We start from the raw sequence: 20798 nt of genomic DNA, 5'->3' as shown, positions 1-20798 counted from the left end.
CGGTGATGCCCGGTGCGGTCATGGCCGGCGCCGCCTGGCAGGAAATGACGGCTGGCTGTCATTGCCGCGCCGGCGCCGGCGCCGGCAAGCTTCGGAACGGAAGCAGAGCCGCCGTCCAGGGAGTGCCGACCATGAAAGTCCTGTCTTTCGTCTTTCCGGGCTTCACCTTCATCGACCTTGCCGCCCCGATGCAGGCCTTCGGCATGCTGCCGGACGTCCAGTGCCAGACCGTCTGGCATGAGAAGGGGCCCGTGCCGTCGGATGCCGGCGTCACCGTGCTGGCCAGCCACGGCCTGGAGGATTGCTGGCAGGACCCGGACATTCTGTTCGTGCCCGGCAACACGAAGGCCCTGTTCGCCCAGCTGGAGGATGACCGTACGCTGGACTTCGTCGCCGACCGGGGCGCACGGGCCGGCTGGGTGACGAGCGTCTGCAACGGCTCCCTGCTGCTGGGCGCGGCCGGCCTGCTGCAGGGCTACCGCGCGGCGAGCTACTGGTACGCGCGGGAGAGCCTGGCCCTGTTCGGCGCGATTCCGACCGACGCCCGTGTGGTCATTGACCGCAACCGCGCGACGGGCGGCGGGATGACCGCCGGGGTCGACTTCGGCATCGCGATGATCGGGCAGATCATGGGCGAGGAGGCTGGCAGGCTGTTCGAGCTTCTGTTCGAATATGCGCCGGAGCCCCCATTTGGGACCGGGCGGCCGGAACTGGCGCCGGCAGAGACATTGGCGGCTGCCCGCGGCCAGCTGGCGGAACTGATGCCGCTGGAGCGGCTGCAGGCCGTCCGCGACCGTCGACAGCCTGCCGGCGCGGACTGACCGCGGCCGGGGGCCCGGCCGTGACCCGCAGCGCCCCTGCTGCATTGGAGGATCGATGGCGGCGCCGTCGCGAAGACGCTAGCCTTCGCGGCAGGATCGGCATGGTGGAGCGACGGCGGATGGCGAAGACGCGGACGATCCTGCTCCTCGCCTTCGAGGAGGTCGCGCTGCTCGACCTGGTCGGGCCGGCAGACGCCTTCACTGTGGTGTCCGGCCATGTCCTGTCGCAATCGCCGCCGGCCTACCGGGTGGCGGTCGCCTCGGTCCCGGGCGGTCCGATACGCTCCGTCTCCGGCCTGTCGATCGACACCCTGGCGCTGGACGCGATCGACCCCGCCGCGATCGATACCATCATCGTGCCCGGCGGCGGACCGCCGCAGGCACCGCCCGTGCCGCCCAACCTCGTGGCATGGCTCGCCGGCAACGGCGCGGCGGCGCGGCGCCTGTGTTCCGTCTGCACCGGCGCCTTTCTTCTGGCCGCTGCCGGCCTTGCCGAGGGACGGCGTCTCGCCACCCACTGGGAGGCGGCCGGCGAACTGCAGCGCCGCCACCCCGCCGTGTCGGTCGAACCGGAGCCGATCTTCGTGCATGACGGACCGGTATGGAGTTCCGCCGGCTTCACCGCAGGCATCGACCTTGCCCTGGCGCTGGTGGAGGAGGACCACGGCCATGCCGCCGCCATGCAGCTGGCCCGGCTGATGGTGATGTTCGTCAAGCGCCCGGGGGAGCAGCGCCAGTTCTCCAGCGCCCTCGCCTCCCAGACGGCGGCGGATCCGGCCTTCGACCGGCTGCATGCCTGGATCGTCGACAACCTGGATGCCGACCTGCGGGTCGAGGCACTCGCCGCCAGGGCCGGCATGGCGCCGCGCACCTTCGCCAGGCGCTATGCCCGGGCCGCCGGCAGGACCCCCGCCAGGACGGTGGAACTGCTGCGGCTGGAGGCCGCCTGCCAGGCATTGCTGGACCCGCAGCTGCCGATCAAGCAGGTCGCCCGCCGCTGCGGCTTCGGCGACGAACAGAATCTGCGGCGCTGTTTCCTGCGCCGCTACGGCATGGTGCCGGCACAGTATCGCAGTCGCTTCGCCCGGCCGGCATCGGTGCCGGCCTGCCCGTGACCCACGCAAGGAAGGACCGGAGATGCAGCAGATATTCGTCGAACTCTACAACTACCGCCCGGCCTGGCTGTCGCTCGACGAAGCCGAGCGACGGGCTTTCGCCGACGGCATCCTGGGCGCGGTCGGCGGCCTTGCCGAGCAGGGGGTGGAAGTCCTCGGCTGGGGCTACAACGACCCCGCCACCGACCATCGCGCCCCCTACGACTTCTTCTGCGTCTACCGCGTGCCTTCCGCGGAATTCCAGCGCGGTTTCGAGGCGGCGATCCGCGAGTCCGGCTGGTACGGGTATTTCGACCAGGTCGCGGTCAGCGGCACGGCCCTCACCCCGGCGGACCTGCTCGCCGGCAATGTCGCCCTGCAGCACCCGCAGCCGGCGGCAGGCTGAACGGCCGCACGCGCGCGCAAGCCGGCCTAGAGTTCCGCCACATGGGCGGCCCAGCGGGCGCGCATCGCCGGGTCCGGCATCGCGCCCAGGGCCGCCTGCTTGTTCTCCTGCACATGGCCGACCACCCGGGTGGCCGGGATCGCGACGGTCACGGCAGGATGCGAAAGGATGTATTTCAGCAGCACCTGGGCCCAGCTGGCGGCGCCGACTTCCGCTGCGCCCGGCGGCAGCGGCGCGCCGGCCAGCTGCCGGATCAGCGCGCCCTGCCGGAACGGCCGGTTGACGATCACCGCCATGCCGCGGTCCTGCGCCAGCGGCAGCAGCCGTGCCTCCGCCTCCCGGTCGACGATGTTGTAGGTCAGCTGTACGCAGTCCAGGTCGTGACTGCGCATCACCTGCTCGAATTCGTCGTGGCGGCGGCCGTGCGATGTGGTGATACCGACATGGCGCAGCCGCCCGTCGGCCTTCATCTGCTGCAGGGTCGGCAGATGGGCCTCCCAGGCCCGCAGGTTGTGCACCTGGAGCAGGTCGAAGCGCGGGACGGTCCAGTGGTCGCGGCTGCGGGCGATCTGCGACGGCCCCTCCTCGCCCGACGAGGTCCAGATCTTGTCGGCCGCATACAGGCCTTCCGGATGGCCCAACGCCTGCAGGCCATGGCCGACCACCGGCTGCGCGGAGCCGTACATCGGCGAGGAATCGATGACACCGCCGCCGGCGGCGAAGAAGGCCTCCATCACCGCGACGCATTCGGCCCGCAGGGCCGGATCGCTGCCGACATTGAAGGTGATCCAGGTGCCCAGGCCGACGGCCGGGATTTCCGCCCCCGTTGAGGGGATGCGGCGGGTGCCGGGCGTCGGCGCCGCGCTCCTTGCGGCGCCTCGCGGCAGTGCCGCCGCCGCCGCGAGGGCGGCGGCGCCAGCCAGCACGCCGCGCCTGCTTGGGTGGCTGTGCCGATGCATGCGGTGCTCCTGTCTTCCGATTGACCACTACTAGGTAGGTCCCTGCCCCTCCCACGGCCACCGGCTTGCTATATGTCAGATGAATCTGATAGGTGTCAGAAAATTCTGACATAGGGTGACTGCGAGGGATGACGAAGGCGGAGCGGCAAGGGTTGGAACGCCACGGGGAAGCCCCCCCTGGCGGCGCAGCGCCCGACGGCGACCGGCTCCTCGCCGCGCTGGAAGCCCTCGCCAACCCGCACCGGCTGCGCATCCTCGGGCTGCTCCACCGGCAGGGCCGCGCCTATGTCAGCCAGCTGGCCCGCGACCTGAACATGGGCCGGCCGCTGCTGCACATGCACCTGAAGCGGCTGGAGCGTGCCGGCCTGGTGGAAAGCCGCATGGAGATCGCGCCCGACGGCAAGACCCTGAACTGGTTCGCCACGACGGCCTTCGACTTCCGCATCAGCCCGCAGAGCCTGGCCGAGGCTGCCGGGGGGCTGACAGCGCCGCTCCCGACATCCCGGCCGGCACCTTCCAAATGAGGATCCCATGAACGACCATGCCTCGCTTTTCCTCCTGGTCACCGTCCTGGTACTGGCGACCATCCTCGCGATCTTCGGCATGAAGTATCTCGCCGTGGCCCGCGCCGGCCGCGCCGCCCAGGACGCGCAGGTGGAGCTGCGCGCCCTTGCCGACCGCGCCGCAGCCGCGCAGGTCGAGGCCGCCGCGGCGATGCGGTCGCTGCAATCGGACGTGGCGGCGGTTCGGGCGCGGCTCGACGCGATCGACGGCCTGCTGCGCGAAGTCGCCTGATGGCGCCGCTTCGCCCCCTGCGGCTCGCGGCGGTCGCGGAAGCGATCACCCTGCTCGTCCTGATCGGAATCGCCGTGCCGCTGAAGCATCTCGCCGGCCTGCCGGCGGCGGTGATGGGGCCGGTGCATGGCACGGCCTTCCTCGCCTTTCTCTGGCTGCTGGCGCGCAGCTGCGCGGCCGGCGAGCTGCCCTGGCGGGCTTCCGGCCGGCTCCTGCTCGGCGCCATGCTGCCCTTCGGCGGGCTCGTCAACGAGCGCTGGCTGTCGCGCCGGCAGGCCGGAAGCTGAGATGGTCGACCAGCTCTATCCCTGGCTCAGGGCGGCGCATCTCTGTGCCGCCCTGCTGTGGCTGGCCGGCATGCTGCTGGCCGCACTGGCGTTGCGTGCGGCCAGCACAAGGGCCGATGCCGGGATCGCCGTCCTGGCACTGCGCTGGGACCGCCGTGCCACGGTCCCGGCAATGGCGGCAACCTGGGCGCTGGGGCTGTGGCTCGCCGTAGAGGCCGGCTGGTTCACGGCGCCGTGGCTGATGGCCAAGCTGGCCCTGGTGGTGCTGCTTTCGGCCCTGCACGGGGGCCTCGCCGGCCGGCTGCGCCGGCAGGCCGAAGACGCTGCGCCGGACATGGCGGCACGCTTCGGCCTGCCGCTTCTGCTGCTGGCGGCACCGGCGGTGGTCTTCCTTGCAATGGTGAAGCCGTTCTGATCCGCCACCGGTCCACCGGTACCGGGCCGCCCGCGCCTCAACCCTTCGGCGGCGCCACCAGGGCGAACAGGGCGCCCTGCGGATCCAGCCCCTGCATGACCCAGGAGCCGCCGGGGACCTCCATCGGTCCGTTGATCAGCTGCCCGCCTGCAGCTTTCACGCGGGCGGCGGCGGCTTCGATCTCGGGCACGTTGAAGTAATAGCCCCAGTACGGCGCCGGCACCTCTGCAGGCTTCGTCATCATGCCGCCGGCCGTCTCGCCGCCGGTGGCGAAGAGCTGATAGACACCCATCGGCCCCATGTCATGCGCTTCCGCCTTCGTCCAGCCGAACAGGCCGGCATAGAAGGTGAAGGCGCTGTCCAGGTCGCCGGCCATCAATTCGCGCCAGCCGACATGGCCGGGGGTGCCCATCGGTGCGGCAGGCGGCCCTTCGCCGCCATCCGTGGCCTGGAACAGGGCGAAGACGGCGCCGTGCGGGTCGCCGATGACGGCAAAGCGGCCGATCCCGGGAGTGTCCTCGGGCGCACGATGCACCGCGCCGCCCGCAGCCTTGGCGCGCTCTGCCATCGCCTCCGCGTCGTCGACCGCGATATAGCCGATCCAGCCCGGCTGCCCGCCGGCCGCGGCGACCTCCGCAGGCAGTGCCATCAGGCCGCCGACAGGCGCCTCCCCGGCGGAGAGGATCGTGTAGGCCATGTCCGGCATCCCGGCATCGGCCGCCGACCAGCCAACCACCTCGCGGTAGAAGCGCTCCGCCGCTGCCGTATCGGTCGTCATCAGCTCGTACCAGACGAACCGTCCCTGTTGGCTGGCCATCAGCCTACTCCTCGTTGCTGTCTGCGTGCCTCGGAAGGTGGTGCGCTGCCGACCCGTCTAACGGTGGCCGGCCGCAGCCGGCAGCACCTCGTACTCATCGTGCCGGCGCATCCAGTCCATGATCTCCGCCTCGTTGCGCCCCTTCGGCGCGAGGTCGAGGATCATGTAGGTAGTGATCAGGCTCTCCGGCCCGCGGGCATAGCTGGAATAGGTGTGGAAGACACGGCCGTCCGGATCGCGCTCGAAACAGCTGACCCCCGGATTCTCCTCCCCCACCTCGCTGCCCTCCATCCAGGTGAAGTTGTAGAACACCCGGCCCTGCCGCTGCGCCTCGGTGAAGGAGACGTGGAAGTCGTAGTTGAAGTCGCTGCCGTGGGACGAGGCCCAGGGGAACTGCCAGCCCATGCGCCGGCGGTAGGCCTCGATCTCCGGCAACGGTGCGCGGGACACCGCCGTCACCGTCACGTCGTGATGGTTCAGATGGGCCAGGGTGCCGTCCAGGTGATCGGCCAGAAAGGAACAGCCGGGGCAGCCCGCCTGCCATCCGGGACCGAGCATGAAATGGTAGACGATGAGCTGGCTGCGTCGGTCGAACAGTTCCTCCAGGCCCCTTTCGCCCGCCGCCGTCATGAAGCGATAGTCCTTGTCCACCGGCAGGCGCGGCAATGCCATGCGCGCAGCCGTCAGCTCGTCGCGCAGCCGGGCTGCCGCCTTTTCCCGCTGCAGGAGGTCCAGCCGTGCCTCCAGCCAGGCCGCGCGCATGTTCTCAGCCGTTGCTGTCATCCCGCTCTCCGTCCGAAACCTTCCTGCTGGGCATCTTGCCCTGCAGCGACAGATATGTTGATATCAACGTTATGGAAGCCATGTCAAAGGATGATTTCAGCGCCGTCGACGACCGGCCGGTTCCGTTCGCCACCACCCTGCACGTGCGCGACACCTGCCTCTGCCTGCATGCGCAGCGGGCAGCGCGTGCCCTGGCACGCCATTTCGACGATGCGCTGCGACCCTGCGGCCTCACCAACGGCCAGTTCTCCCTGCTGATGTCCCTCAACCGCCCCGAGCCCCCCGGCATGACGGATGTCGCCGGCCTGCTGGCGATGGACCGCACCACCCTGACCGCCGCGCTCAAGCCCCTGCAGCGCCGCGGCCTGGTCCGGGTGGAAGCCGATCCCCGCGACCGCCGGGGGCGGCGCCTGGCGCTGACGGATGACGGCCTTGCCCTCCTCGCCCGCGCCTTGCCGATCTGGCAGGACAGCCATCGCAGGATCGACGCGCTGCTCGCCGCGGGCGCCGGCCCCGGCGACCCAGAGGCCCTGCGCCAGGACCTGCGCAGCCTGTCCGGAAGCTGACGCGCCGCCGCCGGACATGGCACAGTGCCGGCCTGGCGACGGGGCGGCAGAAGGAACGCGGCGATGCAGGCAGCAGGGACCCGGGACTGGCAGCCGGTTCGGGCAGCGCTGCTCGCGCTCCTGCTGCTGTTCCCGGCGCCGGTGGCGCATGGCTATTACGAGGTCGAGGGACGCTTTCAAGCCGACCGCGCCTGTCCCGCCCCGGCCAGCATCCGCAAGGGGAGCAATCCTGGCGAGGTCCACCTGGTGCCGGGGACCGACTATCGCGCCCATGCCCTGAACAAGCGCGGCGGCAGCCATGTCCATGTCAGCGTCGCCGGCGCCGAACCGTCGCGCCGCTGGGTTGCCCTGTCCTGCGGGCAGCTGGCGGCCGGACCGGCGGCCGATGGCGAAACGGCTGCCTTGATGCCGTTCTTCGACGACCGGGAACCGGCTGGTGCAGACCTCGACCCGGCACCGCCTGCACCGGCTCTCGATGCACTGGACCGTGCCGTCCTGGACCTCTGCGGCGATTGGGGGAGCCGGCCGGACCGCGCCGCCTTCCGCCGGAAGCTGGACGATCCGGGCCTCGAACAGCCGATCGCCCGCCTTCGCCAGGACCTGGAGGTGCCCGCCGGCACGCCGCCCGCGGATTTTGCCGATGCCCTCGCGGCAGCCTGGTTCGCCGCCGATGGCTTCGCCCATATCTTCTGCGGGGAGCCGGGTCACGGAACGATCGGCGGCCTGCATTATGCGCCGCGCTATCTGCAGATGCAGGAACGGAACTGGGGCGGACTGGATCCGGCCTGCGGTGACATGGAGATCGCGCCGCCGATCTACACGATCGGCGTGCGCTACCGGCGCCCCGGCGGCGGCCAGGGAACGGCCTGCCCGAAGGGCTATGCCCTCGGCCTCGACGCCCACGGCCTGTTCGTGGAGGCGGGCCGGGCGCTGCAGGATGTCGGCGACCGGCCGGGCAACACCGTCTGCCTGCACCGCGTGACACCGCAGGCGGGCGAGCCCTATCTGGCGGTCTTCGTGGCGCGCGACGGCGCCATACGCACCTTCTATCCCGATGCCTCCCCCGCCTGCGACGGCGGCGCGCCTGCCGCCGGCTGCCTCTGCGCGGGACCGGCCTGACCGACGGATGCTGGCGCAATCGTGATGCCGGTCCGGGGCCTGCGCACCGTCTCGTGACCACGGCGTCACCCTGTCTCCGTCATCCTGCGGGATGCGGTTCGGGCAAGCCCCCGGCCGCTGGAACGGAGGAAGGTCATGCCCCAGGCCGCAGATCGCGCAGATGCGCCGGACCCGCACACGCGGCCGGCAGGTCCGCGCTTCGCCGGCAGCGATCGCCGCCAGCCGTTGCGCCAGGCACTGCAGCAGGCGGGTCAGTACGGGCCGGGGCAGACCGCCGGCCGCTTCTACCCGATGGCCTGCGTCTCGCTGGAAGTGACGCAGCGCTGCAACCTGGACTGCCGCCTCTGCTACCTCTCCGACCGCGCCGAACTGGCGCACGACGTCCCGCTGCGGGTCTTGTTCGACCGCATCCGCATGGTGCGCAGCCATTACGGTCCGGGTACCCCGGTGCAGATCTCCGGCGGCGACCCGACCCTGCGCAGCGCCGAAGACCTGGAGGCTATCTGCCGCGAGATCCGCGGCCGGGGCCTGCGCTCCTGCCTGATGACGAACGGCATCCGGGCCAGCCGTGCGCTGCTTGCCCGGCTGGCGGCGGCAGGGCTGGACGATGTCGCCTTCCATGTCGATCTCACCCAGGACCGCAAGGGCTATGACACCGAGGTCTCGCTGAACCCGGTGCGGGCGAAGTATATCCGTCGCGCGGAAGGGCTGGGCCTGCGGGTGCTGTTCAACACCACGGTCTTCGACGGCAATCTGCACGAACTGCCGGTCCTGGCCCGCTTCTTCCGCGACCATGCCGCAACCGTGGCTTTGGCCTCGTTCCAGATGCAGGCCGATACCGGGCGCGGCGTCCTGCGCGACCGTGCCGCTGCGGTGACACCGGCGGCGTTGCGGTCCGCCCTTGCCGAGGGCATGGGCTGCGCACTCGATTTCGACAGCGCCGCAATCGGGCATGAGGCCTGCAGCCGCTATGCCTCGGTCCTGGTGGCGGGCCGAAGCGCCGTCTCCGCACTGGCCGACCGCCGCCTCCTGCACGACCTGTTCGCGGGGCTGGAGACCGTCGAGCGGCCGGTGGAGCCGCATCTCGAACTGCGCGCCACCCTGCGGCGGCTGCTGCCGCGGCGGCCGCTCCTGACCCTGCGGCTGGCCTGGCATTGCCTGGCTCTGTTCTGGCGCCTGCGCCGGGGCCTGCCTGCCGCCCGCTTCCGTCCCGCGCGGCTGTCGCTTCTGGTGCACGACTTCATGGATGCGACGGACCTGGATGCCGAGCGCTGCCGCGCCTGCGTCTTCATGGTGATGACGGCAGAGGGGCCGCTGTCGATGTGCGTGCACAACGCCGCCCGCGACCGGCACCTGTTCGCGCCGGCGCGGGTGGAGACCGCGGCCGGCCGCCGGTGGTGGGACGCCGCCTCGGGCCGCCTCGCAACGGCCCGGCCGGAGGTCGATCCGGCGGCGCTCCCCCTGCCCCGCAAGCGGCTGAAGGGCCGGCTCCGCGCCGCGGCCGGGGACGACGGGCGATGAACGCCGGTCGGTTCCGGCAGCTGCTGGCGGCCCTGCTGCTTGCGCTGTCGACCGCCGCCTGCGCGGCCATCGAGCGTGCGGCCATTCCCGCGCCGCATCCCCTGGGCCCGGACTGGGGGGCCTCCGCCGCCCCGCCGGGACGGGTGCTGGACCATGACGCCTGGGAGGGCTTTCTGGCCGGCTACCTGACGACCGGCACTGACGGCGTGACCCGCATAGACTATGCCGCGGTCACCGCGCCCGACCGTGCGGCGCTGCAGGCCTATCTCGACCGGCTGCAGGCCGTCCCGCCGGCATCGCTGACCCGGCCCCAGCAGCTGGCCTACTGGATCAACCTCTACAACGCGGCAACGGTTGCGCTGGTGCTGGCGCACTACCCGGTGGCCAGCATCCGCGACATCGACGACGGCCTGCTGTCCTTCGGCCCCTGGGACCGCGAGGTGGTGGCCGTGGCCGGCCGGCCGCTGAGCCTGAACGATATCGAGCACCGGATCCTGCGCCCGTTCTTCGACGAGCCGCGCATCCACTACGCCCTGAACTGCGCCGCCATCGGCTGCCCGAACCTGCGGCCGCAGGCCTGGCGGGCTGAGGGGCTCGACACCGCGCTCGATGCCGCGGAGCGCGCCTATGTGAACGATCCGCGCGGCGTCACGGTCGGGCCGGAGGGCCGTCTGACCCTGTCAAAGATCTGGCTCTGGTTCCGCAAGGATTTCGGCCCGGACGAGGCGGCGGTGCTGGACCGGCTCGCTGCACGGGCGCGCCCCGGACTGGCGGCGGCGATCCGGATGCGCGGCCGGGTCGACGGCTATGACTATGACTGGTCGCTGAACGACAGCGGTAGCGGTTCCTAGAGTTTGAGGCCGCAGCCCTCGAACGCCGCGCGGGTCGCCGCCTTCTCCGCCTCCGTCAGCTGCAGCAGCGGCGGCCGTACCGGCCCGCCTGCCTGGCCCAGCAGTTCCTGCCAGTACTTCTGGTGCGCCTGCGGCTTGCCACCGGGGCGCGTCCCCTTCAACGCCCGTCGTACCGGTTCCAGGCTGTCGCGGACCCGCCGCGCTTCCTCGACCCGGCCGGCAAAGGCCAGTTCGGTATAGTCATGCATGCGGCGGTCGTTCTTCGTCTGCAGCAGATAGGGCGGCGAGGAACAGAGATAGAGCTGCCAGCCCAGCTCGACGATATTGTCGAGCCACTCCTCCTCCGACGCGGTGGAGACTAGGATGCTGTCGCCGGCCAGTTCGGTCAGGCGGCGATAATGCTGGCGGTCCACGCTGTACTTGATCGCCACGATGTTCGGCAGTTCGGCGATCCGCGCGCAGAGCTCCGGGCTCATGATGTAGCCGCTGTCCGGATGGCTCCACATCGCGATGCCGATGCGCAGTTCCTCGCACAGCAGGCGGTAATAGTTGAACAGGGTGTCGTCGCGGTCGTGGATGAAATGCAGGACCGGGGCATGCACGACGATATAGTCGGCGCCTACCGCCTCCGCATGGCGGCCCAGGTCCAGCACCGTGTCGAAGTTCTGGTCGGAGCAGGACATGATGGTCTGGGCGCTGCCGCGGCATTCCTCGGCCGCGATCTCGAAGCTGCGCTTGCGCTCCGCCAGCGACATCGAGAAGAACTCGCCCTGCTTGCCGTTGATGAACAGGCCGGCGATGCCGAGCTCGTCGACCCAGTGGCGGATGTTTTTGCGGAAGCCCGCCTCGTCCACCGCGAAGTCCGGCAGCATCGGCGTCAGCGCGGCGGCCCAGATGCCGCGCATATGGGCCCGCGCATGGGCCTTGGCGTCCAGCTTGTCGTAGGTCATCGCCCCGTTCCCCCTTCCTTGTCGGCCAACGCCGCGTCGCGGATCGCCCGCCAGACCGACTCCGGCCGCAGCGGCAGGCCGATATCGCGGACACCGAGCGGCGCCAGCGCGTCCAGGACGGCGTTCACGATCGCGGCCGGCGCGCCGATCGTGCCGGCCTCCCCCACCCCCTTCGCACCCAGCGGATTCGCCGGCGACGGGGTCTGCAGGCAACCGGCACGGATCTGCGGCATGTCGGCCGCCCGCGGCAAGGCGTAGTCCATCAGGCTGCCGGTGAGAAGCTGGCCCGCATCGTCATAGACCAGGCGCTCCAGCAGCGCCTCGCCCAGGCCCTGCGCCACGCCGCCCATGATCTGGCCTTCCACCAGAATCGGGTTGACGATGCGTCCGGCATCGTCGAGGCAGATCATCTGTTCCACGCGGACCGCGCCGGTGTCGCGGTCGACGGTCACCAGCGCCCAGTGGCAGCCACTGCCCCAGGCCTCCCCTGCCGCGGTGTAGACGGCCTCCGCCTCGACCGGAGCCGACGGGTTGCCGGCGTCCAGCTCCGCCAGGACCTGCCGCCCGGCCTGCAGGAGCGCGCTGCCGCCGATCGGCGTGCTGCGGCTGGCCAGGGCACCGATCCCCGCCGGGCAGGTCGCGGTATCGCCGTGGCGCACCTCCACCGCCTCGGCCGGCAGGCCGAACAGATCCGCCAGGATCTGCGCCGCCGCCGTCTCCCGGCCATGGCCCTGGCTGCTGCCGCCCAGGAAGGCCTCCACCCGCCCGTTCGGCGTCCAGCGCACCCGCGCGCTTTCCCAGCCCTGCCCGCAGGGTTCCACGAACAGGGCGCAGCCCAGGCCCGCCAGGTCGCCGGCGGCGCGCCGGCGGGCGCGGAGCCGGTGCAGTCCGGCCGCCCGGGCGGCGGCATCCGCTTCCGCCAGCAGCCGGGGATAGTCGCCGGAATCCAGCCGGGTGCCGGTGGCGCCCTGCCAGGGCATGTCCTGCGGCCCCACCAGGTTGCGGCGGCGCAGTTCGACCGGGTCCAGCCCGAGCCCGCGCGCCGCCGCCTCCACCAGCCGCTCCATCAGCATCGCCGCTTCCGGCCGGCCGGCGCCACGATAGATGCCGACCGGCGCGGTGTGGCTGCGATGCCCCCGCACCGCAATCCGCAGGGCCGGTACCCGGTAGGGGCCCGGCAGGATGCGTCCCGCATTCCACAGCGGCACCGGCGCGCTGGTGGTCAGCCAGTGCCCCAGCGGCCCCTCGACCTCCGCCTCCAGGGCCAGGAAGCGCCCCTCCCCGTCCACCGCCAGGCGGCCGCGGCAGGTCAGGCCGCGGCCATGGCTGGCCGCCAGCAGGTCCTCGCCCCGGCTCGCGGTCCAGCGGACCGGCCGGCGCAGATGCAGCGCGGCCCAGACCGCCACCACCTCCTCTGGATAGAGGGAGGCCTTCATCCCGAAGGCGCCGCCGACATCGGGCGCGATCACCCGGATCCGGCCGGCGTCGATGCCCAGGATCGCGGCCAGTTCGCTGCGCGCGCGGTGCGGCGTCTGGCTGGACAGCCAGACGGTGACAGTCTCGCCCTCCGGCCCGACATCGACCGCGATGGCCCGGCATTCAATCGGCGAGGGCGCCAGGCGGGCATGGCGGATCTCCGCATGCGCCACATGGCTGGCCGCGGCGAACGCCACCGCCGCGTCACCGGCCGACCAGTCCTCCGCCAGCAGCGGATCGCCCGCGCCCGCCGCCGCCGCTTCGACGTCCAGGTCGATCATCTCGACGGCATCGGCGGCATGGGCCGCGCTGTCCGCCAGCACCGCCAGCACCGGCTGCCCGACCGCGTCGACTCGGCCATCGGCCAGCACCGGATAGGGCGGGACGGTCTGCCGCGACAGCGGCGTAGCGACCGTCAGGTTCCCCAGCGGCCCCAGGTCGGCGGCATCGAAGATTGCCGCGACACCCGGGGCGCAGGCTGCCGTCGCGGTGTCGCAGCCGCGGATGCGCCCGGCCGGCAGCTGGCTGCGCAGGAAGGCCAGATGCAGCGCGCCCGGCAGGTCGATATCCGCAACATAGCGTCCTTCCCCGCGCAGCAGGGCGGCGTCCTCGCGGCGGCGCAGGGGCATGCCGATCCCGGCGGCCGGTTCACTCTGGGTATCGCTGTCTGGCATCGTGCTTCCGGGAATTGCCTGGACCGGCATTCTGCCATAGGCAGGATGGGCGCGCCGAGGAAGCGGAGACACAAGATGAACGTCCATCCCAGCCTGACCCCCTTCAACTTCCAGGACTGGATCGCGCGCAACCGCGACCAGCTGAAGCCGCCGGTCAGCAACAAGCAGCTGTTCGACCGGAAGACCGGGATGGTGGTGATGATCGTCGGCGGCCCGAACATGCGGGTCGATTTCCACGACGACCCGGTGGAGGAATTCTTCTACCAGATCCAGGGCGACATGCTGCTGAAGGTCGTCGAGGGCGGGCAGATCTACGACATCCCGATCCGCGAGGGAGAGGTCTTCCTGCTGCCGCCGCATGTGCGCCACTCGCCGCAGCGCCCCGTCCCCGGCTCCGTCGGCCTGGTGGTCGAGGGCACGCGCGGGCCGACCCACTGGGACGGGTTCGAATGGTACTGCTTCGACTGCGGCGCCCTGGTGCACCGGGTGGAGGTGCAGGTCACCGACATCGTGAAGGACCTGCCGCCGCTGTTCGACGCCTTCTACGGCGATGCCGAAAAGCGCCGCTGCGGCAGCTGCGGTGCGGTCCATCCGGGGCGGGAACCGCCGGCGGGCTGGGTGGCGCTGTAGCTGCGGCGTTCAGCTGCGCAGCCGGTATCCGGTGCGGAAGATCCAGGCGATGATCCCGATGCAGACCGCCATGAAGACCAGGGTCATGCCGAAGCTGATCCAGACCGAGACATCGGCCCGGCCGTAGAACGCCCAGCGCATGCCGCTGACCAGGTAGACCACCGGGTTGAACAGGGTCACCGTCTGCCAGAACGGCGGCAGCATGGAGATCGAGTAGAAGGTGCCGCCCAGGAAGGCGAGCGGCGTGACGATCATCAGCGGCACGATCTGCAGCCGCTCGAAGCCTTCCGCCCAGACCCCCAGGACGAAGCCGAACAGGCTGAAGGTGACGGCCGTCAGCACCAGGAAGGCGATCACCAGGGCCGGATACGCGATCTCGTAGGGCACGAACAGCCGCGCGGTGGCCATGATGATCAGCCCCAGGATCACCGACTTCGTCGCCGCCGCGCCGACATAGCCCAGCAGGGTCTCCGTCACCGAAACCGGCGCCGACAGCAGCTCGTAGATCGTGCCGGTGAAGCGTGGCAGGTAGATGCCGAAGGAGGCGTTGGAGATGCTCTCCGTCAGCAGGGTCAGCATGATCAGGCCCGGCACGATGAAGGCGCCATAGTCGATCCCCTCCACCTGGTCGACCCGGCTGCCGATCGCGGCGCCGAAGACGATGAAGTAGAGCGAGGTCGACAGCACCGGGGAGGCGATGCTCTGGAACAGGGTCCGCCAGGTGCGCCCCAGCTCGAACAGGTAGATGGCGCGGACCGCATAGAGGTTCATGGCCGGCGCCCCACCAGGTCGACGAAGATGTCTTCCAGCGACGACCGCTCCATGGCGATGGTGCGGGCGTCGACGCCACGGGCGGCCAGCGCCTTCAGGAGGTCGGCGACGCCGGCATCGTCCGGCTGCTCGCCCCCGCCCAGGGTCGCGGTCAGCACGCAGCCATCCTCCGACAGGCCGATGGCCCAGTCCTCCAGGCCCGGCGGTACCGCCGGCAGCGGTTCGGCGATGCCGATCGTCACCTCGGTGCGGCCCATCTTGCGCATCAGGGCGGCTGTCTCCTCAACCAGGATGATCTCGCCGCCGTCGATGACGCCGATCCGGTCGGCCATCTCCTCCGCCTCCTCGATATAGTGGGTGGTCAGGATGATGGTGGTGCCCTGTTCGCGAAGCCGGCGCACCAGTGCCCACATGTCGCGGCGCAGCTCGACATCGACCCCCGCGGTCGGCTCGTCCAGGAACAGCACCTCCGGTTCGTGCACCAGGGCCTTGGCGATCAGCACCCGGCGCTTCATCCCGCCGGACAGGGTCATGATCTTCGCGTCGCGCTTGTCCCACAGCGACAGGTCGCGCAGCACCTGCTCCACCTTCGCCGGGTCGGAGGACCTGCCGAACAGGCCGCGGCTGAAGACGAGTGTCTGCCACACCGTGGAGAACATGTCGGTGGATAGTTCCTGCGGCACCAGGCCGATCCGCGACCGCGCCGCGCGATAGTCGCGCCGGATGTCCGCGCCACCGACCGTGACCCGTCCGGAGGTCGGGCGCACCAGGCCGCAGACGATGCCGATCAGGGTGGTCTTGCCCGCTCCGTTGGGCCCGAGCAGGGCGAAGATCTCGCCGCGGCGGATCTCCAGGTCGACCGATTTGAGCGCGTGATGGCCGCCGGCATAGACCTTGTCCAGGCCGGAGATGACGACAATGGGATCCACGGAAGCCCTTCCTGACGGGACGGCGTAGAGGGGTCGCGGCCCCTGTCGGGGGCCTGGATATGGCGGCCCCCTTCCGGGGCGCCTGCATGACATAGGAAAGCGGCACGGAAATGACAGCCCCCGCCGGCCGTTTCGCAGCCATGCACCGGACGGGATCCGCGGCTGGGAAAAATCTCGCCCGCCGATGTCGGCCGCGACACCGGTCGCGCGTCCTGGGGGCAATCACAGCCCCGTCGCATAGGAGCCGACCATGCCCGCCAGTCCTGCCGCCAAAGCCGATCGCCGCGATGCCGAAGCCGGCGACCCGCGGGACCTCGTCCTGTCGCGGTTCATTCCCGCCCCGCCGCCGCTGCTGTACCGCTGCTGGAGCGAACCGGATCTCCTGAAGCGGTTCTTCTGTCCGCGGCCCTGGTCGGTATCGCATGCGGTTCTGGACCTGCGGCCGGGCGGCAGCTGCCGCATCACCATGTGCGACCCGCAGGGCAAGGCGTATCCCAATGACGGCGTCTACCTGGAGGTGGTGCCGAACCGACGCCTGGTCTTCACCGATGCCTACACGGCCGGATGGCGGCCGTCGGAGAAGCCCTTCATGACCGGCATCATCGACTTCGTGCCGGAGGGCGGTGGCACCCGCTACACCGCCTGCGCCCGCCATTGGACGGCGGCGGACCGGCAGTCCCACCTGGAAATGGGTTTCGAAGAAGGCTGGGGCATCGTGGCCCACCAGCTGGCCGAGCTGGCGGCGACGCTCTGAACGCCGGTACGGATGCCGCGCAGGAGGCCGTCGGATGACCGGCATCGCGCAGTGCAGGCACTGACGCAGCTGACGAAGTTCGACCTGGAAGCCCCTCGGGCGATCCCTGCAGCGGCCGCATGGCGGTGCGGCGGCAGACAAGGCTGGGCCGGAGGGTATGCGGGCGGCTAATCTCTCGCCGATGCCGAAGCCGCCCCCTGCCCCCCTGCCCTTGTCCGCCACTCACGCCCGCCGCATCTGGCTGCGGGCGCAGCGACTGGATGCGGATGCGCCGTTCGGTGCCGGCCCGCAGGCCGTGCGCGCCGCCGTCGCGCATCTGGGCTATGTCCAGATCGACACCATCAACGTCGTCGAGCGCAGCCACCACCACATCCTCTGGTCCCGCATCCCGGACTATCGCCGTGCCGACCTGCAGGCCGCGCAGAGCGGCGAGAAGAGCGTCTTCGAATACTGGACCCATGCGCTGTCCTACGTGCCCACGGCCGATTTCCGCTTTTTCCTGCCGGCGATGCGGCAGTTCGGCCGCGAATCGAAATCCTGGTTCGGCACGGTGCGCCCCGCCGACATGCGCAAGGTGATGCGGCTGGTACGCGACCAGGGGCCGATCTCCATCCGCGACATCGACGACGATACCCTGGTGGAGAAGACGCATGCCTGGGGCAGCCGCAAGCCGTCGAAGAAGGCCCTGCAGCTCGCCTTCTTCACCGGCGCGCTGACCATCGCCGCCCGCGACGGCATGCTGAAGAGCTACGACCTGACGGACCGGCATTTCGGCTGGACGGCAAAGCCGCGGGCGGCCACCGAAGGGCAGCTGCTGGACTATCTGCTGGACCGGGCGCTGCGGTCGCAGGGCGTTGTCAGCCTGGACTCGATCTGTCACCTGGATGCCGGCCGGAAGCCGGCGATCCGCCAGCGGATCGAAAGCCGGGTGCGGCGCGGGAAGCTGCGCCCGGTGGCCCTGGAAGGCGCGGACAAGACGGAACATTGGGCCACGCCGGAAGCCCTGGACGGGGCCGCAGCCCCCCTGCCCGACCTGCTGCACATCCTGTCGCCGTTCGACCCGCTGATCATCCAGCGCAAGCGTCTGTCGCTGTTCTTCGGCTATGACCATCTGTTCGAGGCCTATGTGCCGAAGGCGAAGCGCAGGCTCGGCTATTTCGCCCTGCCGGTGCTGGACGGAGAGCGGATCGTCGCGGCGCTGGACCTCAAGGCAGACCGGCAGGCCGGCAGCCTCCTGATACAGAACTGGACTTGGACCGAGGGCCGCCGGCCGGCCGGACTGAAGGCCCGGATCGAGGAGGCGCTGCACCGGTTCGAAGGTTTCCAGTTCGGCGAATGAGGCGCAGCGCCCGTCGGCATCACGAAAGGACCAGCCTCATGCACCCTCGCCTCCTGTCCCTGGCCGCCGGCATCGCATTGTCTCTAGCGTCCCTGCCCGCCGCGGCCGACGACTGCCATCCCGACCCCGATCCGCAGATGCCGCAATACACCCTGGGCTATGGCAGCCTGATGGAAACGGCATCGAAGGCGCGGACGGTGAAGCAGTCCGGCCCCAGCCTGCCCGTCCGGGTGGCCGGGTTCCGGCGGGGCTGGATCGACCCCGGCACCGACCCCGGCCCGCAGCCGGTCTATCTGGGCGTCCGTCCCGACCCGGATGCCAGCATGATTGCGGCGATCTACCGGCTGGACGATGCGGCCGATATCCACCGCACCGACAGGCGCGAATATATCTATTGCCGGTCGCTGGTTCCGCCCGCGGACCTGAAGATGCTGGGCGGCCAGCCGCGGCCCAACGGCCAGGTCTGGCTCTATGTCACGCCGGAGAGCCATGTCGGCGCGGCGACCCCGGAGACGCCGATCGTCCAGTCCTATGTCGACGTCTTCGTCAGCGGCTGCCTGGAACTTCAGGACCGCTACGACCTGGACGGCTTCGCGCGGGAATGCATCGACAGCACAACCGGCTGGTCGGCGCACTGGGTGAACGACCGGATCTATCCCAGGCGCCCTTTCGTCTACCGCAAGAACGCGGTGCGGATCGACAGGCTGCTGCAGGCCGCGCTGCCGGAGATCTTCCCCCGGATCCGCATCGAATGATCCCGGTTGTGGCTCGCGGCCGAACCTGAAATCTTGTCACTGCGAAACGGATCGGAAGGTGCCCGTCATGGCCCTCGACACGAAACAGCGCGGCGTGCTGCGCAACATGCTTCTGGCCCTGCTGCTCTCGCTGGTGGTGCTGGCCGGCGCTGTGCTCTGGCAGCCGGCGGCGCTGACCCCGCTGGCGCAGCCGGCGCAGCGCATCCTCTTCACCCTGCAATGGGACGCCGCCGTCCTGGCCTGCCTGGTGCTGGCGATCGGCAACCTGGCGCGGCACCGCTTCTTCACCCCGGCCGATATCGACGGCGGCGGTCTGACCCCCGGCACCGACCGCGCCCATGTGCTGCAGGCCGTGCTGCAGAACACTTTGGAACAGGCGGTGATCGCGGTGCTGGCGCATCTGTTCTGGACCGCGGTCGCACCGCGGGCCTGGATGGCAGCGGTGCCGGCGGCGGTGATCCTGTTCGTGATCGGCCGGCTGCTGTTCGTGCTCGGCTATCGCCGCGGCGCCGCGGCACGGGCCTTCGGCTTCGCGCTCACCTTCTATCCGACGGTGATCCTGACGATCGCCGGCTTCGTCTGCCTGATCGCGGGGACTGGCGCATCGCCGTGAAGTGTGAGGCGCTGTCAGGCGACAACGGCTATGCCTTCCGGGGCATGCCGCCATCCGAGGGCGGCACGGGGATATCGAAGTGCAGCACATCCTCGCGGCTGCCCAGCTTGGTGTAGAGCGCGATGGCCGGATCGTCGCCATGGTCCGCCTGCACGAAGATCACCCAGGCGCCACGCGCGGCCGCGATCCGCTGCAATGCCCCGATCAGGGCGGTTGCCACGCCGCGCCGGCGGCAGGCCGTCGCCACCGCAAGATCGTAGATGTAGATCTCGCTGCGCGCCTGTTCCAGCTTCTCCAGTTCATAGGCGACGAGGCCGCCGGCAATCCCGCCCGGCCGGTCCGCGACCAGCACCAGCACATGCTCCCGCCCCAGCAGCCGCCTCAGATAGGCGTCGTCCGGCACCGCGCCGCCATAGGTCGCCGGCTCCGCGAAGGCGGTTCCGAACAGGTCGAGCAGTTCACGGGCATCGGCCAGGTCGGTGGGGCCGAGCCGCCGCACCGAATGGCTTTCGTCTGACATCCTGCCGCCGATCCTTCCACGCAGTGCTGCCCCGGCCCTTTGCCGGGATCTGCGCCGCGGGCATTCTATCCCGCAATCGCATTGCGCACTGGTCCACGGGGGAAACATGCCGGTCCAGCTCTACGCCTATACCTGCGGCGTTATGACGATGCCCTATGACATGCTGCTGGGCGGCGCCCCCGGCCATCTGACGATTCCGGTGCCTGCCTACCTGATCGTGCATCCGAAGGGGCGCGTGCTGTTCGACGCGGGCATGCATATCGACTGCCAGCACGATGCCGCCGCCCATCTCGGTGCCCCGACCCTGAAGGTCTTCAGCTTCGACTATGCGCCCGGCGAGGAGATCGCCGCCCGGCTGGCGGCCACCGAGGTTGCGCCCGAAGCGATCGACCTGGTCATCAACTCCCACCTGCATTTCGACCATTGCGGCGGCAACGCCCAGCTGCCGAATGCCGACATCCTGCTGCAGGCGCGCGAACTGGCCCATGCGCGCTCCGTCTCCGGCCAGGGCCGCGGCTATTACGACAGCGAGTTCGACACCGGCCAGCGCCTGCGCCAGGTCGAGGGCGAGCATGACGTGTTCGGCGACGGCAGTGTCGTCTGCCTGCCCACCTACGGCCACACGCCGGGCCATCAGTCGCTGCGGGTGCAGACGCAGACCGGCGGCGCGTTCCTGCTCTGCGGCGATGCCTGCTACCTGAAAGAATCGCTGGACCGCATGCAGGTGCCCGGCAGGGCTGCCGACCCGGAGGCGATGCTGGCGGTGTTCCGCCACCTGCGCCGCATGGAGTCGCAAGGTATCCGCCTGATGTACGGCCATGACCCCGCCTTCTGGCAGGACGTGCCCCAGGCGCCGGTCCGGCTGGGCTGAGGGCCGTCTGCCGGCAACCGACTTGTCAGGAGCGTGGCACTCGGTCAGAAGGATGGCCTCCCGCCATACCCAAGGATGCCGC

At 70.4% G+C, this 20798-nt stretch carries 25 protein-coding genes; 17 read left to right on the top strand and 8 right to left on the bottom strand.

Translation table 11 applies throughout. From position 1 onward, the window contains the following. The first annotated feature begins 131 nt into the window (after positions 1-131). The 3 genes from ACFOGJ_RS09735 (at position 132) to ACFOGJ_RS09725 (ending at position 2321) form a co-directional block, all read left to right on the top strand. Positions 132-821, top strand: a complete 690-nt coding sequence (locus tag ACFOGJ_RS09735; RefSeq protein WP_379899717.1) for a DJ-1/PfpI family protein — start codon at positions 132-134, stop codon at positions 819-821. A 119-nt stretch (positions 822-940) separates the two neighbouring features. Next, positions 941-1936: a GlxA family transcriptional regulator gene (locus ACFOGJ_RS09730; protein ID WP_379899714.1), complete on the top strand. Its 996-nt coding sequence runs from the start codon at positions 941-943 to the stop codon at positions 1934-1936. A 22-nt stretch (positions 1937-1958) separates the two neighbouring features. After that, entirely contained in the window at positions 1959-2321 is a 363-nt protein-coding gene (locus ACFOGJ_RS09725) for a DUF6616 family protein (protein ID WP_379899712.1), read from the top strand. Between the two features lie 26 nt (positions 2322-2347). Here ACFOGJ_RS09725 and ACFOGJ_RS09720 read toward each other — a convergent pair whose 3' ends face one another. Further along, positions 2348-3247 (bottom strand): aldo/keto reductase, encoded by a 900-nt coding sequence (locus ACFOGJ_RS09720; protein WP_379899710.1) that lies wholly within the window; start codon positions 3245-3247, stop codon positions 2348-2350. A 161-nt stretch (positions 3248-3408) separates the two neighbouring features. Between ACFOGJ_RS09720 and ACFOGJ_RS09715 the strand changes: the two genes are divergently transcribed. The 4 genes from ACFOGJ_RS09715 to ACFOGJ_RS09700 are packed head-to-tail and all read left to right on the top strand — an operon-like array spanning position 3409 to position 4777. After that, a complete protein-coding gene (locus ACFOGJ_RS09715; protein ID WP_379899708.1) occupies positions 3409-3804 on the top strand; it encodes an ArsR/SmtB family transcription factor in 396 nt (131 codons plus the stop codon). Between the two features lie 7 nt (positions 3805-3811). After that, entirely contained in the window at positions 3812-4075 is a 264-nt protein-coding gene (locus ACFOGJ_RS09710) for a hypothetical protein (protein WP_379899706.1), read from the top strand. Further along, on the top strand, positions 4075-4362 hold the full coding sequence (locus ACFOGJ_RS09705) for a DUF3817 domain-containing protein (protein ID WP_379899704.1): 288 nt from the start codon (positions 4075-4077) through the stop codon (positions 4360-4362). Before ACFOGJ_RS09710 ends, ACFOGJ_RS09705 begins: the two co-directional genes overlap by 1 nt. Before the next feature lies 1 nt (position 4363). After that, positions 4364-4777, top strand: coding sequence for a CopD family protein (locus ACFOGJ_RS09700; RefSeq protein ID WP_379899702.1), 414 nt, complete (start codon positions 4364-4366; stop codon positions 4775-4777). Between the two features lie 37 nt (positions 4778-4814). On the opposite strand, the gene ACFOGJ_RS09695 is transcribed toward ACFOGJ_RS09700, so the two are convergent. Together ACFOGJ_RS09695 and ACFOGJ_RS09690 are read right to left on the bottom strand one after the other, a co-directional pair. Then, positions 4815-5594: a VOC family protein gene (locus tag ACFOGJ_RS09695; protein ID WP_379899700.1), complete on the bottom strand. Its 780-nt coding sequence runs from the start codon at positions 5592-5594 to the stop codon at positions 4815-4817. A gap of 57 nt (positions 5595-5651) precedes the next feature. Beyond that, positions 5652-6377 (bottom strand): DUF899 domain-containing protein, encoded by a 726-nt coding sequence (locus ACFOGJ_RS09690; RefSeq protein ID WP_379899698.1) that lies wholly within the window; start codon positions 6375-6377, stop codon positions 5652-5654. 80 nt (positions 6378-6457) lie between these two features. Between ACFOGJ_RS09690 and ACFOGJ_RS09685 the strand changes: the two genes are divergently transcribed. The 4 genes from ACFOGJ_RS09685 to ACFOGJ_RS09670 all read left to right on the top strand — a co-directional run bounded on the left by ACFOGJ_RS09685 (position 6458) and on the right by ACFOGJ_RS09670 (position 10434). After that, positions 6458-6943, top strand: a complete 486-nt coding sequence (locus ACFOGJ_RS09685) for a MarR family winged helix-turn-helix transcriptional regulator (protein ID WP_379899696.1) — start codon at positions 6458-6460, stop codon at positions 6941-6943. A 63-nt stretch (positions 6944-7006) separates the two neighbouring features. Further along, entirely contained in the window at positions 7007-8062 is a 1056-nt protein-coding gene (locus ACFOGJ_RS09680) for an EndoU domain-containing protein (RefSeq protein WP_379899694.1), read from the top strand. A gap of 135 nt (positions 8063-8197) precedes the next feature. Beyond that, positions 8198-9583, top strand: coding sequence for a radical SAM protein (locus tag ACFOGJ_RS09675; RefSeq protein WP_379899691.1), 1386 nt, complete (start codon positions 8198-8200; stop codon positions 9581-9583). Beyond that, positions 9580-10434 (top strand): DUF547 domain-containing protein, encoded by an 855-nt coding sequence (locus ACFOGJ_RS09670; protein ID WP_379899689.1) that lies wholly within the window; start codon positions 9580-9582, stop codon positions 10432-10434. Before ACFOGJ_RS09675 ends, ACFOGJ_RS09670 begins: the two co-directional genes overlap by 4 nt. Here the strand turns inward: ACFOGJ_RS09670 and ACFOGJ_RS09665 are convergent. Both ACFOGJ_RS09665 and ACFOGJ_RS09660 read right to left on the bottom strand, forming a co-directional pair. Continuing rightward, positions 10431-11384, bottom strand: coding sequence for a dihydrodipicolinate synthase family protein (locus tag ACFOGJ_RS09665; protein WP_379899687.1), 954 nt, complete (start codon positions 11382-11384; stop codon positions 10431-10433). The two genes, ACFOGJ_RS09670 and ACFOGJ_RS09665, sit on opposite strands and share 4 nt — an antisense overlap. Further along, positions 11381-13534 (bottom strand): xanthine dehydrogenase family protein molybdopterin-binding subunit, encoded by a 2154-nt coding sequence (locus ACFOGJ_RS09660; RefSeq protein WP_379899685.1) that lies wholly within the window; start codon positions 13532-13534, stop codon positions 11381-11383. The genes ACFOGJ_RS09665 and ACFOGJ_RS09660 overlap by 4 nt, the downstream gene beginning before the upstream one ends. Before the next feature lie 75 nt (positions 13535-13609). Here ACFOGJ_RS09660 and ACFOGJ_RS09655 point away from each other — a divergent pair, with 75 nt between their 5' ends. Further along, complete coding sequence (locus ACFOGJ_RS09655; protein WP_379899682.1) at positions 13610-14164, top strand: 3-hydroxyanthranilate 3,4-dioxygenase; 555 nt, start codon at positions 13610-13612, stop codon at positions 14162-14164. A 9-nt stretch (positions 14165-14173) separates the two neighbouring features. Here the strand turns inward: ACFOGJ_RS09655 and ACFOGJ_RS09650 are convergent, their stop codons facing one another. Continuing rightward, a complete protein-coding gene (locus tag ACFOGJ_RS09650; RefSeq protein WP_379899679.1) occupies positions 14174-14935 on the bottom strand; it encodes an ABC transporter permease in 762 nt (253 codons plus the stop codon). After that, entirely contained in the window at positions 14932-15864 is a 933-nt protein-coding gene (locus ACFOGJ_RS09645) for an ABC transporter ATP-binding protein (protein ID WP_379899677.1), read from the bottom strand. The genes ACFOGJ_RS09650 and ACFOGJ_RS09645 overlap by 4 nt, the downstream gene beginning before the upstream one ends. Before the next feature lie 250 nt (positions 15865-16114). On the opposite strand from ACFOGJ_RS09645, the gene ACFOGJ_RS09640 reads away from it, so the two are divergent. The 4 genes from ACFOGJ_RS09640 (at position 16115) to ACFOGJ_RS09625 (ending at position 19325) form a co-directional block, all read left to right on the top strand. Continuing rightward, a complete protein-coding gene (locus ACFOGJ_RS09640; RefSeq protein ID WP_379899675.1) occupies positions 16115-16618 on the top strand; it encodes an SRPBCC family protein in 504 nt (167 codons plus the stop codon). A 181-nt stretch (positions 16619-16799) separates the two neighbouring features. Beyond that, positions 16800-17957, top strand: a complete 1158-nt coding sequence (locus tag ACFOGJ_RS09635; protein WP_379899673.1) for a winged helix-turn-helix domain-containing protein — start codon at positions 16800-16802, stop codon at positions 17955-17957. A gap of 38 nt (positions 17958-17995) precedes the next feature. Next, positions 17996-18712: a gamma-glutamylcyclotransferase family protein gene (locus ACFOGJ_RS09630; protein WP_379899671.1), complete on the top strand. Its 717-nt coding sequence runs from the start codon at positions 17996-17998 to the stop codon at positions 18710-18712. A gap of 67 nt (positions 18713-18779) precedes the next feature. Beyond that, positions 18780-19325 (top strand): MAPEG family protein, encoded by a 546-nt coding sequence (locus ACFOGJ_RS09625; protein ID WP_379899669.1) that lies wholly within the window; start codon positions 18780-18782, stop codon positions 19323-19325. Positions 19326-19353: 28 nt separating this feature from the next. On the opposite strand, the gene ACFOGJ_RS09620 is transcribed toward ACFOGJ_RS09625, so the two are convergent. After that, complete coding sequence (locus tag ACFOGJ_RS09620; RefSeq protein ID WP_379899667.1) at positions 19354-19845, bottom strand: AAC(3)-I family aminoglycoside N-acetyltransferase; 492 nt, start codon at positions 19843-19845, stop codon at positions 19354-19356. A 106-nt stretch (positions 19846-19951) separates the two neighbouring features. Between ACFOGJ_RS09620 and ACFOGJ_RS09615 the strand changes: the two genes are divergently transcribed. Next, positions 19952-20716: an N-acyl homoserine lactonase family protein gene (locus ACFOGJ_RS09615; protein ID WP_379899665.1), complete on the top strand. Its 765-nt coding sequence runs from the start codon at positions 19952-19954 to the stop codon at positions 20714-20716. Positions 20717-20798 lie beyond the last annotated feature (82 nt).

The sequence above is a fragment of the Marinibaculum pumilum genome (assembly GCF_042646425.1).
In the GTDB taxonomy this organism is placed as follows: domain Bacteria; phylum Pseudomonadota; class Alphaproteobacteria; order Ferrovibrionales; family Ferrovibrionaceae; genus Marinibaculum; species Marinibaculum pumilum.
The sequence above is the reverse complement of the archived record's forward strand: the minus strand, read 5'-3'. Positions and strand labels throughout refer to the sequence as shown.

Coding starts and splice junctions, on each gene's coding strand:
- ACFOGJ_RS09670 (WP_379899689.1), top strand. CDS start 9,580: ATGAACGCCGGTCGGTTCCGGCAGCTGCTGGCGGCCCTGCTGCTTGCG.
- ACFOGJ_RS09660 (WP_379899685.1), bottom strand. CDS start 13,534: ATGCCAGACAGCGATACCCAGAGTGAACCGGCCGCCGGGATCGGCATG.
- ACFOGJ_RS09640 (WP_379899675.1), top strand. CDS start 16,115: ATGCCCGCCAGTCCTGCCGCCAAAGCCGATCGCCGCGATGCCGAAGCC.
- ACFOGJ_RS09615 (WP_379899665.1), top strand. CDS start 19,952: ATGCCGGTCCAGCTCTACGCCTATACCTGCGGCGTTATGACGATGCCC.
- ACFOGJ_RS09635 (WP_379899673.1), top strand. CDS start 16,800: ATGCCGAAGCCGCCCCCTGCCCCCCTGCCCTTGTCCGCCACTCACGCC.
- ACFOGJ_RS09685 (WP_379899696.1), top strand. CDS start 6,458: ATGTCAAAGGATGATTTCAGCGCCGTCGACGACCGGCCGGTTCCGTTC.
- ACFOGJ_RS09730 (WP_379899714.1), top strand. CDS start 941: ATGGCGAAGACGCGGACGATCCTGCTCCTCGCCTTCGAGGAGGTCGCG.
- ACFOGJ_RS09710 (WP_379899706.1), top strand. CDS start 3,812: ATGAACGACCATGCCTCGCTTTTCCTCCTGGTCACCGTCCTGGTACTG.
- ACFOGJ_RS09705 (WP_379899704.1), top strand. CDS start 4,075: ATGGCGCCGCTTCGCCCCCTGCGGCTCGCGGCGGTCGCGGAAGCGATC.
- ACFOGJ_RS09715 (WP_379899708.1), top strand. CDS start 3,409: ATGACGAAGGCGGAGCGGCAAGGGTTGGAACGCCACGGGGAAGCCCCC.
- ACFOGJ_RS09735 (WP_379899717.1), top strand. CDS start 132: ATGAAAGTCCTGTCTTTCGTCTTTCCGGGCTTCACCTTCATCGACCTT.
- ACFOGJ_RS09675 (WP_379899691.1), top strand. CDS start 8,198: ATGCCCCAGGCCGCAGATCGCGCAGATGCGCCGGACCCGCACACGCGG.
- ACFOGJ_RS09625 (WP_379899669.1), top strand. CDS start 18,780: ATGGCCCTCGACACGAAACAGCGCGGCGTGCTGCGCAACATGCTTCTG.
- ACFOGJ_RS09650 (WP_379899679.1), bottom strand. CDS start 14,935: ATGAACCTCTATGCGGTCCGCGCCATCTACCTGTTCGAGCTGGGGCGC.
- ACFOGJ_RS09695 (WP_379899700.1), bottom strand. CDS start 5,594: ATGGCCAGCCAACAGGGACGGTTCGTCTGGTACGAGCTGATGACGACC.
- ACFOGJ_RS09630 (WP_379899671.1), top strand. CDS start 17,996: ATGCACCCTCGCCTCCTGTCCCTGGCCGCCGGCATCGCATTGTCTCTA.
- ACFOGJ_RS09680 (WP_379899694.1), top strand. CDS start 7,007: ATGCAGGCAGCAGGGACCCGGGACTGGCAGCCGGTTCGGGCAGCGCTG.
- ACFOGJ_RS09725 (WP_379899712.1), top strand. CDS start 1,959: ATGCAGCAGATATTCGTCGAACTCTACAACTACCGCCCGGCCTGGCTG.
- ACFOGJ_RS09655 (WP_379899682.1), top strand. CDS start 13,610: ATGAACGTCCATCCCAGCCTGACCCCCTTCAACTTCCAGGACTGGATC.
- ACFOGJ_RS09690 (WP_379899698.1), bottom strand. CDS start 6,377: ATGACAGCAACGGCTGAGAACATGCGCGCGGCCTGGCTGGAGGCACGG.
- ACFOGJ_RS09700 (WP_379899702.1), top strand. CDS start 4,364: ATGGTCGACCAGCTCTATCCCTGGCTCAGGGCGGCGCATCTCTGTGCC.
- ACFOGJ_RS09620 (WP_379899667.1), bottom strand. CDS start 19,845: ATGTCAGACGAAAGCCATTCGGTGCGGCGGCTCGGCCCCACCGACCTG.
- ACFOGJ_RS09665 (WP_379899687.1), bottom strand. CDS start 11,384: ATGACCTACGACAAGCTGGACGCCAAGGCCCATGCGCGGGCCCATATG.